At 52.6% G+C, this 16,073-nt stretch carries 11 protein-coding genes; 9 read left to right on the top strand and 2 right to left on the bottom strand.

All coding sequences use genetic code 11. The annotated features are described in order from the left end of the window. The first annotated feature begins 73 nt into the window (after window positions 1-73). Genes LQV63_RS13245 through LQV63_RS13255 form a run of 3 tightly spaced genes read left to right on the top strand, consistent with a single transcriptional unit; the run spans window position 74 to window position 3,503 of the window. A complete protein-coding gene (locus tag LQV63_RS13245; protein WP_233697155.1) occupies window positions 74-1,033 on the top strand; it encodes an AAA family ATPase in 960 nt (319 codons plus the stop codon). 9 nt (window positions 1,034-1,042) lie between these two features. Beyond that, window positions 1,043-2,167, top strand: coding sequence for a DUF58 domain-containing protein (locus tag LQV63_RS13250; RefSeq protein ID WP_233697067.1), 1,125 nt, complete (start codon window positions 1,043-1,045; stop codon window positions 2,165-2,167). Continuing rightward, window positions 2,157-3,503, top strand: a complete 1,347-nt coding sequence (locus tag LQV63_RS13255; RefSeq protein ID WP_233697068.1) for a DUF4129 domain-containing protein — start codon at window positions 2,157-2,159, stop codon at window positions 3,501-3,503. The genes LQV63_RS13250 and LQV63_RS13255 overlap by 11 nt, the downstream gene beginning before the upstream one ends. 807 nt (window positions 3,504-4,310) lie before the next feature. Here the strand turns inward: LQV63_RS13255 and LQV63_RS13260 are convergent. Further along, a complete protein-coding gene (locus LQV63_RS13260; RefSeq protein WP_233697069.1) occupies window positions 4,311-5,522 on the bottom strand; it encodes an MGDG synthase family glycosyltransferase in 1,212 nt (403 codons plus the stop codon). A gap of 560 nt (window positions 5,523-6,082) precedes the next feature. On the opposite strand from LQV63_RS13260, the gene LQV63_RS13265 reads away from it, so the two are divergent. From LQV63_RS13265 to LQV63_RS13290, 6 genes are all read left to right on the top strand, one after another. Beyond that, window positions 6,083-7,483: a cytochrome ubiquinol oxidase subunit I gene (locus LQV63_RS13265; RefSeq protein ID WP_233697070.1), complete on the top strand. Its 1,401-nt coding sequence runs from the start codon at window positions 6,083-6,085 to the stop codon at window positions 7,481-7,483. Continuing rightward, window positions 7,470-8,486, top strand: coding sequence for a cytochrome d ubiquinol oxidase subunit II (cydB, locus tag LQV63_RS13270; protein ID WP_019421273.1), 1,017 nt, complete (start codon window positions 7,470-7,472; stop codon window positions 8,484-8,486). The genes LQV63_RS13265 and cydB overlap by 14 nt, the downstream gene beginning before the upstream one ends. Continuing rightward, on the top strand, window positions 8,486-10,213 hold the full coding sequence (gene cydD, locus LQV63_RS13275; RefSeq protein ID WP_233697071.1) for a thiol reductant ABC exporter subunit CydD: 1,728 nt from the start codon (window positions 8,486-8,488) through the stop codon (window positions 10,211-10,213). Before cydB ends, cydD begins: the two co-directional genes overlap by 1 nt. After that, window positions 10,210-11,967 carry a thiol reductant ABC exporter subunit CydC gene (cydC, locus tag LQV63_RS13280; protein WP_233697072.1) on the top strand — a complete coding sequence of 586 codons (1,758 nt, stop codon included), beginning with the start codon at window positions 10,210-10,212 and terminating at the stop codon, window positions 11,965-11,967. Before cydD ends, cydC begins: the two co-directional genes overlap by 4 nt. 340 nt (window positions 11,968-12,307) lie before the next feature. Continuing rightward, complete coding sequence (locus LQV63_RS13285; RefSeq protein WP_407672919.1) at window positions 12,308-12,919, top strand: nitroreductase family protein; 612 nt, start codon at window positions 12,308-12,310, stop codon at window positions 12,917-12,919. A 198-nt stretch (window positions 12,920-13,117) separates the two neighbouring features. Continuing rightward, window positions 13,118-14,389: a multidrug effflux MFS transporter gene (locus tag LQV63_RS13290; protein ID WP_233697073.1), complete on the top strand. Its 1,272-nt coding sequence runs from the start codon at window positions 13,118-13,120 to the stop codon at window positions 14,387-14,389. Between the two features lie 197 nt (window positions 14,390-14,586). On the opposite strand, the gene LQV63_RS13295 is transcribed toward LQV63_RS13290, so the two are convergent. Then, entirely contained in the window at window positions 14,587-15,957 is a 1,371-nt protein-coding gene (locus LQV63_RS13295) for an amidase (RefSeq protein ID WP_233697074.1), read from the bottom strand. Between the last annotated feature and the right edge of the window lie 116 nt (window positions 15,958-16,073).

Raw genomic sequence — 16,073 nt, forward strand, 5'->3', positions numbered from 1 at the left:
TGGAGAAGGAAGAAGGATGGATCCAAGAAAACGGTTTCCTGTGAAATCCATACGAAACGAGGTGCCTGCTTCCATGGAGTTATCCCACATTCATGCTTTGGCCCAATCGATAAAGGAAAATGTGCAACATGTCATCGTCGGTAAAGACGAGACCATCGATATGATATTCGTCGCCCTGATCACGGGAGGCCATGTGCTGTTGGAAGACGTTCCCGGTACAGGAAAGACGCTGCTCGCGAAATCAATCGCGAAATCGATTGACGGTGCCTTTAAGCGCATTCAATTTACGCCCGACCTGCTGCCAACGGATTTGAGCGGAATGAATGTGTACAACCAGAAGGTCAGTGAGTTCCAATTCCACCCAGGTCCTGTATTCACCAATCTGCTGCTTGCAGATGAAATAAATCGGGCTACACCGCGGACGCAATCGAGTCTTTTGGAGTGCATGGAGGAGCGGCAAGTTAGCATTGACGGGGACACGCTCGTGCTCGAGGAGCCGTTTATCGTGTTAGCAACACAGAACCCGCTAGACAATTACGGGACTTTTCCGCTTCCGGAAGCACAGCTAGACCGCTTCATGCTGAAGCTGAAGATGGGTTATCCCTCTTTCGATGAGAGCAAAGCGATCCTGTCACGATTCCGCTCCGGCAACCCGCTGCAAAGCATCGAGCCCGTCGCTTCCAAGGAAGATATCGTGAATGCGCAAAAGCATTACACGAACGTGCACGTCGATGACTCGATTCTGGAGTATTTGCTCAAAATCGTGGAACAGACACGCAAGCATCATGAGATAGCGCTCGGTGCCAGCCCCCGGGCCGGCCAAGCGCTGCTGCGCGCGGTTCAGGCGTATGCCGTTATAGGCGGCCGCGATTATGTCTCACCAGATGACGTGAAGGCCATGGTCGTTCCTGTGCTGGCCCATCGGCTGCTCTTTCACAACACATCCCAGCTCCAAACATCCTATGCGGAGTCGGTATTGCAGCACATCGTAAGCCAAGTTCCCGTGCCGACGGAACCGCAATTGACGGAGTAAGGGGGCATCATGATGCCGCTCCATTGGTTGATATTGTTCCTGGGCATCGCCTTGGCGCTGCTTGGGATAGTGTATAAGAAGTGGGCGTTGAAGAACGTATACTACACGCGCACGTTCACGAAGCAGAAGCTGTTCGTCGGTGAGAGCGTAGAGATGATTGAGACTATCGGAAATGACAAGCTGTTGCCGCTGCCTTGGGTGCGCCTGGAATCTATGATCCACAGCTCGCTCCGGTTCGAGAGTCAGAGCAACCTGGATGTGGATGTCGGGGAAATCTCGCAGAACCATAAGAGCTTATTCGCGCTGATGCCTTATACCCAAATCGTGCGAAGGCACCACATTACTTGCATGGGGCGGGGGGTGTACCAGCTGGACAGTGCGACGATGACTGTGGGCGATCCGTTCGGAATTATCGATAAGGTCAGAAGGATCCCGCTTTCTTTGGAAATCGTCGTATTTCCCCAATTGGTGCCGATCGAGCACATCCCTTTTTCTAATAAAAGCTGGATTGGGGACATTACCGTGCGCCGGTGGATACTGGAGGATCCGTTTTGGAAATCAGGCGTACGACCGTACTGTGCCGGCGATTCACTGAAGTCGGTGCATTGGAAGGCGACGGCCCGGACGAACCAGCTGCAAGTGCATAAGTTCGACTATACAGCGGACCGCAAGCTGATGATTATCGTTAATTTTGAAACGAGCGAACGGATGTGGTCCAAGGTTACGAGGCCGGAAGGCGTCGAGCAGGCGCTCTCATACGCGGCTTCCATTGCGAACCTGACTGTGATGAAAGGCATCGAGACGGGATTCAGCTGTAACGGAAGCTTGCACGACCGTCCCAAGGGGCAAGCGGTAACGCTAACACCGGCTGCGGGATCGCACCACCTGTCCGCCATGTTCGATCTAATGTCGAAGCTGGAGCTGGAGCTGACCTTGTCGTTCGAATCACTAATGAAGCAGTGGGAGGATGCGGCGAATACTGATTTCGTCATCATTACGCCGATTCGGCTGAGCGATGGCAACGCGGTTCTATCCCGAATTCGAATGAGGGGCAACGGTGTCGAGCTGGTCGTCCTGCCCGAGCCGAGCCTGCGAGTGACTGAAGCGAAAGAGGTGAATCCGAATGCCGGATAAATCCAAATGGATATCGGACGGATGTCGCGGCCTGTTGGAATACGTGTTGGCGTTTCCGATCGTATTTCTGCTTACTGTATATTTGCTTCCCGAACAGGCGGGAGCCTCGTTCTGGTATGGCATATTGCCTCTGTTTGCATTGCTCGGCGTCATGGCGAAAAAGATCTTCCGCTGGAAGCGGGATAACCTATGGCTCATGTTGGTACTGGTTATCGGGGGCGTGCTGTATGCTGCGTCCGGACCGATAGATATCCCCCGCATCATGTCTCTTGTAATGTGCTTCGTTCTCTTTGGCCGGGGTGTAAAGATTGTGTCCGAATTAGACTTATGGATGGATACCGTGCATTGGAACGGAATTGCGTTGGCTGTCTATTTCATTGTTTATATCGTATCTATATCTCGTCCAGAAATGATGCCGTTTCAAGATCATCTGGTAGGGGCTGGAATAATCGCCATCGTCGTCACGCTGTTTCAAATGAATTGGAGCCAATTGCGCAAGGCCAACCTTAGTGCCGGATCTGGCGATGCCGGAGGTGTTCGCAGCTCGGTTCCGGCCCAGGTGAGCCATATTAATGCGTGGTATGCTGGTTCGTTTTTTGCCTTTATTATGATGGCTGTCGCTCTCACGTTCGGTTCGGCGATGGATACGCTTATGAACTGGACCCGAGCGCTGCTCGGGTGGCTGTTCCGCAGCAGTCCGCCGACGGATGCCGTGCCCGACATACCGCCGTCAATGCCGGAGCCGCCGCCTCTGTTGGGATTGGGGGAAGCCGAGGAGCCGAGCGCGTTCGCGCAGCTGCTGGAGCGGATCGCCATCGTCGCCGTCTGGTGCGCTCTCGCGGTCGCCATCATTGCTGGCTTCATTTACTTGTTCCGATTTGCCGTGAAGAAATGGTTCCCGAAGCTATGGCAATGGTTGCTTCAGTTCTTCAGCCAAAAGGGTGAGACACCGTCAGAAGTTGGGTATATCGATGAGCAAACGAGCATGTTTCAGTGGGAGAAGCTGCGCCGCAATGTCATGCAGCCTTGGAACCAGGCCATGCGGAGATGGGGGAGGCCGCATGCTAAATATTCGGAACTGAAGACCAATCGCGAACGCGTGCGTTATCTGTATCGGGATCAGCTGCAGCGCTCTGAGGCGAAGGGATACGAGCACCGCTCCTATCTGACGCCGAAGGAGACAGTTCAGGAGATCGGACGGCAGGACCGTGCAGCGAATATTAGCGTCTTGACCGAGTTGGGTGAAGCGTACAATGAAGTGCGGTACGGAGAGAAGGAAATTCCCGATGACAAGGTGGAGCGGTTGTATGCCCCCTCGAAGCAGGAGCGGAAATAATGTGTAGGATAATCGTGTCATGCAACGAAAACAAGCTACTCGTCCAGTTGGCTCGGTGGAACTAGCCGGAGGAATAGCTTGTTTTTTGAATTATAGTATGGGGCGCTTGATTCCGTTGGATTTTGTCCAATGTTTCTTAGAGTCAAGGCAGTAGACGGGGCGATCCATTGGAAAATGTGCAATGGAATTACCCAAAATGGCTGCGGAGCATGTATAGGGTGTGATTTGATTGGATGTTTTCCAACGAAAAGGAGAGTTTCTGCATGCGACAGGCCATTCTGGTGTATGTTTTCCAATGGATGCTCTTATCGAAGCCTCCATTGGGCTCAGAGCATCCCGATTCATCCATATTCGCGTTACCAAGCATCTCAACAGGAAGAACCGGGCCAGACGAGAGCGTCAGAGTGAGGGCAGTTAGGCCAGAATGACAACCGAAGTGGTTAGAATGAGTCATCTAGGCGTGACGATAGAGTTAAGCTGGTTGGCACAAGTGTTAGAGTGAAGGTTGGCTGGGCGTGAGCATAAGACCGAAGTCGTCTGTGCATAGGCACAGACGAGGTTGTCTAGGTTGACCGCAAAATATAAGCCGGTTAGGCATGAGCGCCAGACCCAATTGGTCCAGACATGTATGCTAGATTATATTCGTCCATGCATAAGCTCCAGACCAAAGTTGGACGGCGATTGACGATTAGGCACACATATAACCAGTCACACATACGATTAGACTAATAGACTAATAGACTAATAGACTAATTGTTATCGAGTGGTCGAATAGCTGCTTGAATAGATGGTTAGACGATTAGTCGCTTATACGATTCTGCGTCGCCGGAACCATTGCCCAGCCGCTTTGCGCTGCATCGCCGGCTGATTCAGCACGTTCAGAATAGCCTGCAACGCGCTGACAGGCGTATGCTGCTGCTCGGCTTGTGCGCGCTCGCGCATTCGCTCCAACTGCTCCGGGTGAGCTTCGAAGGAAGCGAGCTTCGACAGCAGGTCGTCCGCGCTCTTGGCTCGGCGGGCTAGCCCGTTCCGAAGCAAGTAGCGGATGTTATCCTGCTCTTGTCCGGGCAGCGGCTTATAGACGAGCAGCGGCAGCTTCTGCACGACTGCTTCAGTTGTCGTTACGCCGCCTGACTTCGTAATCATCAGGTCGGACATTGCCATGTACTCGTGTACGGCCTCGACATAGCCTTCGATGTGCACGCGCAAGGGCGTCAGCTCCGCCCATCGTTCCAACTGCTGCTGCAGCCGCTCGTTGCGCCCGCAGATGACGATGAATTGCATGCTGCTCGCCCAAGGAGCCTTCTCCAACTCCCGCAGCAACGATGCGTCGAGCAGGCCGCATCCGCCGCCCATCATCAGCACCGTCATTGCGGAACCGTCTAGCCCGTGGCGTTCACGCAGCTCTTGTTTGTCATAGGTATTATAGAAGGCTGGACGTACGGGAATTCCCGTCACCTCTATACGTGCCGCGGAGATGCCTTGCGCGACAAGCACGTTCTGTGCTTCCTGTGACCCGACCATATACAGATCGGTGTACGGGTGGATCCAGAAGCTGTGATCCGTATGGTCCGTAATGACGGTAACGGCTGGGCAATCGACGAGGCCGCGTTCCTTCAGCTTCGAGACGGCCGCGCTTGCAGCCGGGAACGTGCTGACGATGACGTCTGGTCTCATACGCTGCACCAGCTTGGACAAGGGGCGCAGACTGGTCAGCCGAACGCTTTTCAACAACTGGGCGAGTCCGCGATCTTTGCGTGTCATCTCGAACAGATAGCCGTACATATTCGGGAACAGCTTCAGCCACTGAATGAAGCAATAGGAGCCGACCCCGTGCAAATGGGGGGCCACCTGTTCCATGTAGTCAACGACGTGCACATCGACATCTTCCTGGAACCACGCTGCGGCCGATTCCCGGATCGCATTGGCCGTTTGCACATGGCCGTGCCCAATGGCACCTGTCAATACAAGCACCTGTGCTTTCCGCTGTGTCTTCATCTTATTTCCTCGTTCCATCATCGTTTCTAGCCACTCCTTTACCCCTGAGAACTCTATATTAAGCACCACGATGCATTATGTCGTACTTGTTTATCTCTTATCTTCATCCTAATGCAACAAGGGTTGCATGAAAATGGTCTGCGGTTCGGTTCGTATCCTAGACCTTCGGCGGGTCTAGCGCATTCCAATTTACGGTAATTCATACATGAATGGATGAAGCAACCAGATAGGGATAGGCTCCGAACGAAGTGAGATGGACAGAATTCAATGTCATTTTTCTTCTTTTTATATTTCAATTATTACTATTTTGTGACGAATGGCACAAAGTTCGCATTTTGCTCAATCTCTCCCCCAAAAGATGTGACATAAATCACATTACCAGAGGCCTTAATCTGACAAAATATCACATGAATCGTGTAATCAACATCATTGATCCCGTGTTCGACTCCGGTATAGGGGTAAGCCAATGTCGATTTTTGCCTAATAGCGCCTAATACAATTAGAAGCCGCTTAGGGTTGAACGGGACCTAATAGACTTAAATGATTTGTAATTATGAAGAGAAAGGTGGAAGGGGAAACTGATGGATACGGTTATATTGTCACGCATCCAATTCGCATCGACGACGATTTTTCACTACTTCTTCGTGCCAGTGTCGATTGGATTAGCGCTGCTAATCGCAATCATGGAGACGATGTATGTCGTCAAAGGAAAAGAAGAATATAAGAAAATGGCTAAGTTCTGGGGGAAGCTGTTCCTCATTAACTTTGCCGTCGGTGTAGTAACAGGGATTATACAGGAATTCCAATTCGGGATGAACTGGTCAGATTACTCCCGATTCGTAGGTGACGTCTTCGGTGCGCCGCTCGCTATTGAGGCGTTGTTGGCATTCTTCATGGAATCGACCTTCATCGGCTTGTGGATTTTCGGTTGGGAGCGGTTATCGAAGAAGCTGCACTTGCTCTGCATTTGGCTAGTCGCGTTTGGAACGACGATGTCTGCATTCTGGATTTTGGCGGCAAACTCGTTCATGCAAAGACCGGTTGGCTTTACGATTAATAACGGGCGCGCGGAAATGAATGATTTCTTCGCCCTCATCACGAACGGCCAGCTGTTGGTGGAATTTCCACATACGATATTTGCTGCTTTTGCGACGGGCGCGTTCCTTATCACGGGTATTAGCGCTTATAAGCTGCTGAAGAAGCAAGATACGGAATTTTTCAAAAAGTCGTTCCATCTCGGCGTTATCGTAGCGCTCATTTCGTCCATCCTGGTTGCCGTCTTCGGCCACCAGCAAGCGCAGTATCTGGTTCACACGCAGCCGATGAAGATGGCGGCCGCAGAGGGCTTGTGGGGAGAGAGCGGGGATCCGGCGCCTTGGACCGTGTTTGCGGCGATTGATCCGGAGAAGAAAGAGAATAGTATGGAGTTCAAGGTTCCATATTTGCTCAGCTTCCTGTCCTATAGCAAGTTCTCTGGTGAAGTAAAGGGCATGAACGAAATTCAAGCGGAATATGAGCAGACCTATGGTCCTGGCAACTACATTCCGCCGGTTCGCACGACGTTCTGGAGCTTCCGCATCATGGTTGCCGCGGGAACGCTCATGATTCTGCTCGCCATGTATGGCTTGTACTTGTCTTATCGCAAGAAGCTGGATAACAAGAACACTTGGTTTATGCGCTTTATGTTGTTTGCCATTTCGCTTCCATTTATCGCCAATACGACAGGCTGGATTATGACTGAGTTTGGCCGTCAGCCTTGGACCGTATTCGGATTGATGCGGACGGAGGACAGCATTTCTCCGAGCGTGAGCGGGGGAGAGGTTCTATTCTCCTTAATCACATTCTCAACTATTTACACGATACTTGGTATAGTAATGGTATATTTGTTCGTTCGTGTCATCAAAAAGGGTCCGAATGAAACCGTAAAGGCAGCACATTCAAATGACCCATTTGATCGGGAGGGACACCATGATTTCTCTTAATGAACTTTGGTTTTTACTTGTCGCTGTTTTGTTCGTTGGCTTCTTCTTCTTGGAAGGATTTGATTTTGGGGTAGGGATGTCCACGAAATTTCTGGCCCGCACGGATGGAGAACGCCGCGTGCTCATCAACTCCATCGGACCGTTCTGGGATGCGAATGAAGTGTGGCTGCTGACGGCAGGCGGAGCGATGTTCGCTGCCTTCCCGAACTGGTATGCCACCATGTTCAGCGGATATTATTTGCCGCTCGTCGTTGTTCTGCTTGCCTTAATCGGGCGCGGTGTCGCGTTCGAGTTCCGGGGCAAGGTGGAGACCGAACGTTGGAAAAAGACGTGGGATCTTGCCATTTTCCTTGGCAGCCTGCTGCCTCCGTTCCTGCTGGGTGTAGCCTTTTCAGGGCTCATTAAAGGGGTTCCTATCGACCAGAACATGGAGATGAACGCCGGCTTGTTCGACATGGTGAATGTGTATACGCTCGTTGGCGGAGTCACCGTTACAATGCTTTGTCTCGTGCATGGGTTGTTCTTCACGACGCTGCGCACGATCGGCGATTTGCAGGCACGGGCGCGCAAGCTGGCTCATAAGCTGTTGATCCCGCTTGCGATACTGCTGGTTGCGTTCGGAACGATGACTTACTTTATGACTGATGTGTTCGAAGCGCACGGAGGCATCCTGTTCGCGGTAGCGGTGCTCGGTGTGGTGGCTTTTGTTCTGGCAGGCGCCTTTACTTCGAAGAAAAAGGACGGCTGGGCCTTCGGCATGACGGGGACGGTCATTGTATTATCTATTGCATCGCTGTTCATTGGGTTGTTCCCGCGCGTCATGGTCAGCTCCATTGACAAAGCGTTCGACCTGACGATTCATAATGCAGCCTCTGGCCCATATTCGCTCAAGGTGATGACGATAGTAACGTTAACCCTGCTGCCGTTCGTGCTAGGCTATCAAATATGGAGCTATTTCGTATTTCACAAACGCGTACATGAGAAGGAGCATTTGGAATACTAATGGGTAACAACTTACTCGGATACAAAGGGATCAAGCCGGTTCTGTTCTTATTGACCGTCCTTGCCCTCGTGCAAAGTATTTCCATAATATTTCTGGCGAAGTGGTTGGCGGAAGTCATTTCCGCCCTCTTTGCCGGGGAGCCGCTGCAGGAGCAGGCCGGAACGACAATGTTGTTCCTGCTTGCTTTTGTTGTCCGTCAAGCTACCGCTCTCCTTCAACAGAAGGTGGCGTACCGCTTTGCCGAAATGACAGGAGCGGATGTGCGGCAACGGCTGATGGAGAAACTGTTTCAGCTCGGTCCGAGATTTGCCAAGTCAGAAGGAACCGGCAATTTGGTAACGCTTGTGCTGGAAGGCGTAGCGCAGTTCCGTACGTATCTGGAGCTGTTTCTGCCGCGTATGATCGGCACGGCGATTACACCGATTATGGTGGTCGCTTATATTTTCACGCAGGACTTGGTCGCGGGGATTATCCTCGTCGTGACGATGCCCATTCTGATCGGGTTCCTCATCCTGGTCGGATTGGCCGCGCGTAAGCAAATGGATCGGCAATGGGAGTCGTACCGGATATTATCGAACCACTTCGTCGATGCGCTTCGCGGACTGGAAACGCTCAAGTTCCTTGGGCGCAGCCGCGCGCACAGCGGCACGATCGGACGGGTGAGTGACCAGTACCAGACGGCGACGATGCGGACGCTTCGCGTTGCCTTCTTGTCCTCCTTCTCGCTCGACTTCTTCACGATGCTGTCTGTAGCATCGGTGGCGGTCAGCTTGGGGCTGCGCCTTGTGGAAGGGAACATGACGCTGGTAACGGGGTTGACGATCCTTATATTGGCGCCGGAATATTTTCTGCCCGTTCGCATGGTGGGGGCCGATTATCATGCCACCTTGAACGGAAAAGAGGCTGGGAAGGCAATTGATTCCATTCTCGCTCATGATGCGGCGTCGACTATGTCATCCGATCTGCCGTCATCCTTCACGTGGACAGAGGAAAGCACGCTGACGCTATCTGGAATTCACGTACGGCACGAAGAAGAGGGGCCGTCTTCCTTAGAAGACGTCTCGATCAAGGTTACAGGAATGCGAAAAATCGGCATTATCGGAGAGAGCGGAGCCGGAAAATCGACGCTCATCGATGTGCTGGCGGGCTTCCTGTATCCTTCGGCAGGGCAGTTCGAGTTGAACGGCAAGAGCATTCATGCGTTGACCGATGAAGCGTGGCGCAAGGAAACGACTTACATTCCGCAGCACCCCTACCTCTTTAGCAGCTCTCTGGCGGACAATGTCCGGTTCTATGCCCCAGAGGCGTCGAGTGAAGAGGTGGAACGTGCTTTATCTGCGGCTGGACTTTCCGGGCTGACAGCCAGCTTGCCTCAGGGCTGCGATGAGATGATCGGCAATGGCGGACGAGCCTTAAGCGGCGGTCAAGAGCAGCGTGTCGCGCTTGCGCGCGCGTTCCTGTGCGATCGTCCGATCGTGTTGCTGGATGAGCCGACTGCGCATTTGGATATTGAAACGGAGTATGAATTAAAAGAGACGATGCTTTCCTTGTTCGAGCACAAGCTGGTCTTTCTGGCGACCCATCGTCTGCACTGGATGCCGGATATGGATTGGATTATCGTGTTCGATCATGGCCGCGTGGCCGAGACCGGCACGCATGAACAGTTGCTCGCGCAGCGAGGCGTGTACTACGAAATGATGGCATCTCAGGGGGAGGGAGTACATTGAAACGGGAAGCATGGTTTCGCCCCTATTTACGAACCTATTTTTGGCGCTTCGCAACCATCATTGCCCTCGGCATGTTAACCGCGTTATGCGCCGGTTCACTTATGTTCACATCCGGTTATCTCATTTCGAAGTCTGCGCTTCGCCCGGAAAATATATTAATGGTGTACGTTCCAATCGTCTTAGTTCGAACGTTCGGGATCGGGAGAGCGGCGGTACACTATATCGAGCGTCTAGTGGGGCATGATGCGGTACTGCGCATTTTATCAAGCATGAGGGTTCGCCTCTACCGCATGTTGGAGCCGCAAGCCTTGTTCATCCGTTCCCGATTCCGTACAGGGGATATTCTTGGCATGCTGGCGGATGATATTGAATATTTGCAAAATGTGTACCTGCGTACCGTCTTTCCGAGCATCATCGCTGTCGTGATGTATGTGGTGTGCATTGCGGCTTTGGGCTGGTTCGACGTGCCATTTGCCCTTCTGATGGCGCTGTATCTGCTCATTATTGTATTCGTCTTGCCTTGGATCTCTCTGCTGGTCACAAGAACGAAGCAGAAGCAGGTTAAGCAGGAACGCAACCAGCTCTATCAGAAGCTGACCGATGCAGTGCTCGGCATGAGCGACTGGGTCATCAGCGGACGGTCGCCACAATTCGTTGCCTCGTATGAGACGGACGAAGCCGCTGTCGCCCGGGTGGACGGGACGCTGCGCGGGTGGGCAAGATGGAGAACCTTCATCGGTCAATGCGTGGTAGGCCTGGCAGTCGTCTCTATGGCCTATTGGGCGGGACAGCAGGCTGCGGACGGTCATATTTCTGTCACGTTAATCGCTGCCTTCACACTCGTTGTGTTCCCGTTGATGGATGCATTCCTGCCCGTATCCGAGGCTGTCGAGAAGATTCCACAATACCAGGATTCACTTGAGCGGCTTGGCAAAATTCAAGATTCGTCCAGCCTAGCTGCCGGATCCGCTGAACAGGCGGTGCCGGCTGAAGTGCTGCGGACGGCGGAGACCAATGCCCACATAACGATGGATGAGGTGCGCTACCGTTATGATGCTGCGGATGCATGGACCATCGATGGCATCTCAATGGATATCCCGCAAGGGAAGAAGATTGCGCTTATCGGCCGTAGCGGGGCAGGCAAATCAACCTTGCTGAAGTTGATTCAAGGGGCGGTTGCACCGGGCCAGGGCAGCGTCGCCATTAACGGTGTCCCCGCGTCCGCTTACGGCGAGGCCATCCCGCGCGTCATCTCCGTGCTGAACCAGAGCCCACACTTGTTCGACACTACGGTGGCGAATAATATCCGGCTCGGCCAGCGGGATGCATCGGATGAGGATATCCGCCGCGTAGCGAAGCAAGTCCGCTTGGATGCATTAATCGATTCGCTTCCTGCGGGATATGATACGCCGATGCTGGAGACTGGGCAGCGCTTCTCCGGAGGCGAACGGCAGCGGATCGCCTTGGCGCGTATTTTGCTGCAGGATACGCCTGTCGTTATTCTGGACGAACCGACCGTAGGACTCGATCCGCGGACGGAACGGGAGCTGCTGGCCACCATGTTTGAGACGATCCAAGGGAAGTCGCTCGTATGGATTACGCACCATTTGGTCGGGGTAGAGCAGATGGATGAAGTGATTTTTATCGAGAACGGAAAAATTGAAATGAGAGGCTCGCATGCTGATTTAATGGAGCGTGTTCCGCGTTACCGGAAGCTGTACCATCTCGATCGTCCGGGCGGGGGTTCCGTGTAGACTAGCAGAGCGTCGCAATGAACGAATACAGGAGGAGCGCCACGACGATATTAACGCCGCGGCGCTTCTTTTTATTGCGCGCAACATACTGCTTATTAAGTATTTTCCATCCCAGCACATTGGATTCTGATTGTATCCTTAATGGCCCGTGCGTCTAAACCATGATTTAAGGCTTGTGTTGATGCTGGAATAATCAATGCTTGATTATCATTCTCGTTGTAACTATAATAGTTACATTGGGGTTTAGGATGAAATAAACATATCACTTGCGCGTATTTGCATGCTAGCTCGTGTTTCAGGGGAATATAATTCAGATTTTTACTTACGAGAGGAATGATGGATGATGGCTAATCAAATGGAAAGCCGCACTTTAGTCGAAGCCATTCAAGGCAGACGTTCGATTCGCGCTGTAACGAATAGCCCGAAGGTGGAGAAGGAGCGCATTGATGAGATTGTTACATTGGCTCTTCATGCGCCATCTGCATTCAATATGCAGAGTGGTCGGCTGGTCGTGCTCATGGATGAGAGTCATGAACAATTGTGGGCTCTCGTGAAAGAAACGTTGCAGGCTATCGTGCCTGCTGATAGTTTTTCAGCTACGGAAGCGCGCTTGCAAGGGTTTAAGGATGGATTAGGGACCGTGTTGTTCTTCGAGGATCAAGCGACGGTGGATACTATGAAAGAGAAAGCCCCTCTCTATAAGGAGCACTTCAACAATTGGTCGCAGCAAGGCAGCGGCATGCTGCAATATGCAGTATGGCTAGCGCTCTCTGCGGAAGGCTTCGGCGTCTCGCTGCAGCATTACAATCCGCTCATTGATAATCAGGTGAAAGAGAAATGGAGCATTCCGCAGCAGTGGACCTTGATCGGGCAAATGCCGTTCGGATGGCCTGCGGAGCAGCCGGGGGAACGTTCCTTCTTGCCTCATGATGAAGTAGTGAAGTTCTACTAAAAGTGCATGTTCAAAATTGGTCACTGGGGCCTATTGAACAACCTCTAACAGACACAATATAACGCTCTGCAGCCAGATTTATGTAATGAACAGGGTGACTTCAATGGTTGAAGCCACCCTTTTTATATGATGAAAAGATTTAATGTTATAATGAAAATCAACAGCTAGACTGTATGAAAGAAAGGTGGAAAGCCGGAAATGAACATACGCACGAATCGTCTGGATACTCCCGGGCCTTCTTCCACGCGTTCCACGCGCAAGCAACGGTTGTCCATGGCTATGATTCTCGGGTCGATGACGGCTATCGGCCCGCTCTCCATTGATATGTACTTGCCGTCGTTGCCAATGCTCGCGAATGATTTGAATACGAGCACATCGCTGGTCCAGCTCAGTCTGACAGCATGCTTGCTCGGGTTAGCAGTGGGGCAGCTGTTTCTCGGTCCGCTCAGTGACGCACGCGGTCGTCGAATTCCGCTCATTATTTCACTAATCGTTTATGCGATCGCGTCGTTCCTTTGTGCTGTCGTGCCTTCTATCTGGGGACTTATCGTTCTGCGCTTTGTTCAAGGAATGGCTGGATCCGGCGGGATCGTCATCGCACGCGCGATGGTGCGTGATATGTATTCCGGGACGGAGCTAACGAAGTTCTTCTCCTTGCTAATGCTCATTAACGGGCTTGCGCCCATTCTTGCGCCGATCGCAGGCGGACAGCTGCTTAAGGTGACTTCATGGCACGGTGTATTCGTCGTGCTCGGACTGCTAAGCATTGTGATGATTATATCAGCTGCGCTTGGTCTTCCAGAAACGCTGACTCACGAGCGTCGTTCAACGGGAGGCGTGAAGACAACTTTATCGACGTTCCGCGGCCTGATCGGTGACCGCGTGTTTATGGGTTATGCTTGCACGCAGGGACTCGTAACGGCCGCAATGTTCGGCTATATATCAGGCTCCCCGTTCGTCTTGCAGGATATTTATGGCGCATCGCCGCAAGCGTTCAGCATGTTCTTTGCGATAAATGGCTTCGGCCTCATTCTCGCTACCCAAGTGACGGGTCGGCTGGCTGCAAGGTTCCACGAGTCCAGACTGTTCCTGACCGGAATTTTGCTAGCTGCCTCTAGCGGTGTGGCCTTGCTAGTGGTCATTTTACTGCAGGCTCCGCTAATTGCAGTCTTAATCTGCCTGTTCGTCATGTTATCCAGCACAGGGATGGTCAATACCGCCGGGTTCTCGCTGGCTATGCAAAATCAAGGAAAGACGGCAGGCAGCGCTTCGGCTATGCTCGGCCTGCTGCCGTTCATCGCTGGTTCTGCTGCGGCCCCTCTGGTCGGCATCGCGGGCAGTCAGACTGCCGTTCCGATGGGAGTGGTCATCGCTTGCTGCGGCATGGGTGCCGTCACGTGCTATTTCTTTATGATACGTCGCAGCCAAGCTCCTTCTGCATCAGCCGCAACGAGAGACACAGCCGGGTGAACGAAGCAGCAATAGCGCGATACAACGAACAAGAGCCTTCCGTCAGGAAGGCTCTTGAGCTTGTCCAGAAACCCAAAACAAAAAGAGCCTTTGCACATCAATCAAGGGCTCTCCAATCAGAGTATTATCTGGGGACAATACAGTCCTCACACCCGTATTTGTTTCGTTTTCAGCCTTGCTAGGGTTACCCGGACAGCCTAGGTCTCCAGACTGTCTCTCTTCTTATAGAAATCAGCGAGTTGGCTCTGCTCGAAGGCATACCCGGTCCGGATAAGCTGATCCTCCCGGTACAAGCCAGCCACCAACTGCAAGCCGACGGGGAGCCCCTCGCTAGTAATGCCGCACGGGATGGACATCGCCGGCACCTCCGCCAAGCTGAAAATACCCGTATATCGAGTCATCGTATCGAATATCGTCTCAGTTACGGAGCCGAATTGCACTTCCTCCACGCCGATTTTCCGCGGCGGAATCGGCAGGGCAGGTGTGGCCAGCACGTCGATGCGTTCAAATACCCGCCGAAATTCCCGGATATAGCCTTCTTTCTTCTTCAGAGCCGCAATATACTGCACCGCCGTAATGTTCGCGGAGGATTCCAGTACCGCCCTTACGTCGGCACCGTACTGAGAGAGGCAGCACTCCATTCTGCTCTGGTGCACATACCCGCCTTCGGCCGTCGCAATGGTCAGTACGGCCTCCTGATTGCCTTCCAGAAAGGGAAGGTCGACATCGATGAGTATTGCGCCAAGGCTTGACAGTGCTGTAACGGCTTGCAAATACAACTTGTATGTCTCTGGATCGATGCGCTCATTGAAATAATTCGCAGGCACACCGATGCGCACTCCACGTATGTCTTCCACGAGGAACGAGGTATAGGCACGGTTCGTCAAAGCCTCCATCATGACCGCGAGATCGTTCATATTGGCTGTAATCGGTCCGACCGTATCGAGCGTCCACGAGATCGGGAATACTCCTTCCGTGGATATCGTTCCATAGGTCGGCTTGAGACCGATGACGCCGCAGGAGGCTGCCGGTATCCGCACCGAGCCCCCCGTATCCGAGCCGAGCGAAGCCACGCACATATTGGCTGCGACTGCCGCTCCTGATCCGCCGCTTGATCCGCCGGGCGTATACTGGGGATTCCATGGGTTGCGGACGGGGCCGTAATGCGGATTGTTAGACGTAATGCCGAACGCATACTCATGCATGTTCGTCTTTCCCAAAGTAATAGCATCTTCTGTGGCCATCTGCTGCACGACGGCGGCATTCTTGTCCGGAATGAAGTTCCGGTCGATGAAGGAACCACTTGTGGTAAGGATGCCTTTCGTTGCGAAATTATCTTTATAGGACAAGGGAACTCCGAACAGCTGTCCCGTCTGCTCGCCAGCCATCAGCTTCATTTCGAGCATTTGGGCTTGCCGAAGAGCGAGCTCCTTCGTAATGGTAATATACGCGTTGAGCTTCGGATTTTTCGCTTTAATCGTCTTCAAGTATTGTATCGTAATCTCTACCGGGGTGAACCGCTTCGCCTCATACCCGGACACAAGCTCCATCATTGTTCTTCTTTTCAACCCCACTCTCTCCCTATCAGAACATATAAGCCGTCGCAGGCTCATATCTTCGTGCTATTCATATTAAGTGTAATGAACACCATTTATAAATATGACAGCAGAAACAATCGGCGTGG

Origin of the sequence: Paenibacillus profundus (genome assembly GCF_021369635.1) — a bacterium.
GTDB lineage: Bacteria > Bacillota > Bacilli > Paenibacillales > Paenibacillaceae > Paenibacillus_B > Paenibacillus_B profundus.

What these genes read in the sequence shown, in the direction of transcription:
- LQV63_RS13245 (WP_233697155.1), top strand. Translation starts at nt 74, where the DNA reads ATGGAGTTATCCCACATTCATGCTTTGGCCCAATCGATAAAGGAAAAT.
- LQV63_RS13250 (WP_233697067.1), top strand. Translation starts at nt 1,043, where the DNA reads ATGATGCCGCTCCATTGGTTGATATTGTTCCTGGGCATCGCCTTGGCG.
- LQV63_RS13255 (WP_233697068.1), top strand. Translation starts at nt 2,157, where the DNA reads ATGCCGGATAAATCCAAATGGATATCGGACGGATGTCGCGGCCTGTTG.
- LQV63_RS13260 (WP_233697069.1), bottom strand. Translation starts at nt 5,522, where the DNA reads ATGATGGAACGAGGAAATAAGATGAAGACACAGCGGAAAGCACAGGTG.
- LQV63_RS13265 (WP_233697070.1), top strand. Translation starts at nt 6,083, where the DNA reads ATGGATACGGTTATATTGTCACGCATCCAATTCGCATCGACGACGATT.
- cydB (WP_019421273.1), top strand. Translation starts at nt 7,470, where the DNA reads ATGATTTCTCTTAATGAACTTTGGTTTTTACTTGTCGCTGTTTTGTTC.
- cydD (WP_233697071.1), top strand. Translation starts at nt 8,486, where the DNA reads ATGGGTAACAACTTACTCGGATACAAAGGGATCAAGCCGGTTCTGTTC.
- LQV63_RS13285 (WP_407672919.1), top strand. Translation starts at nt 12,308, where the DNA reads ATGATGGCTAATCAAATGGAAAGCCGCACTTTAGTCGAAGCCATTCAA.
- LQV63_RS13290 (WP_233697073.1), top strand. Translation starts at nt 13,118, where the DNA reads ATGAACATACGCACGAATCGTCTGGATACTCCCGGGCCTTCTTCCACG.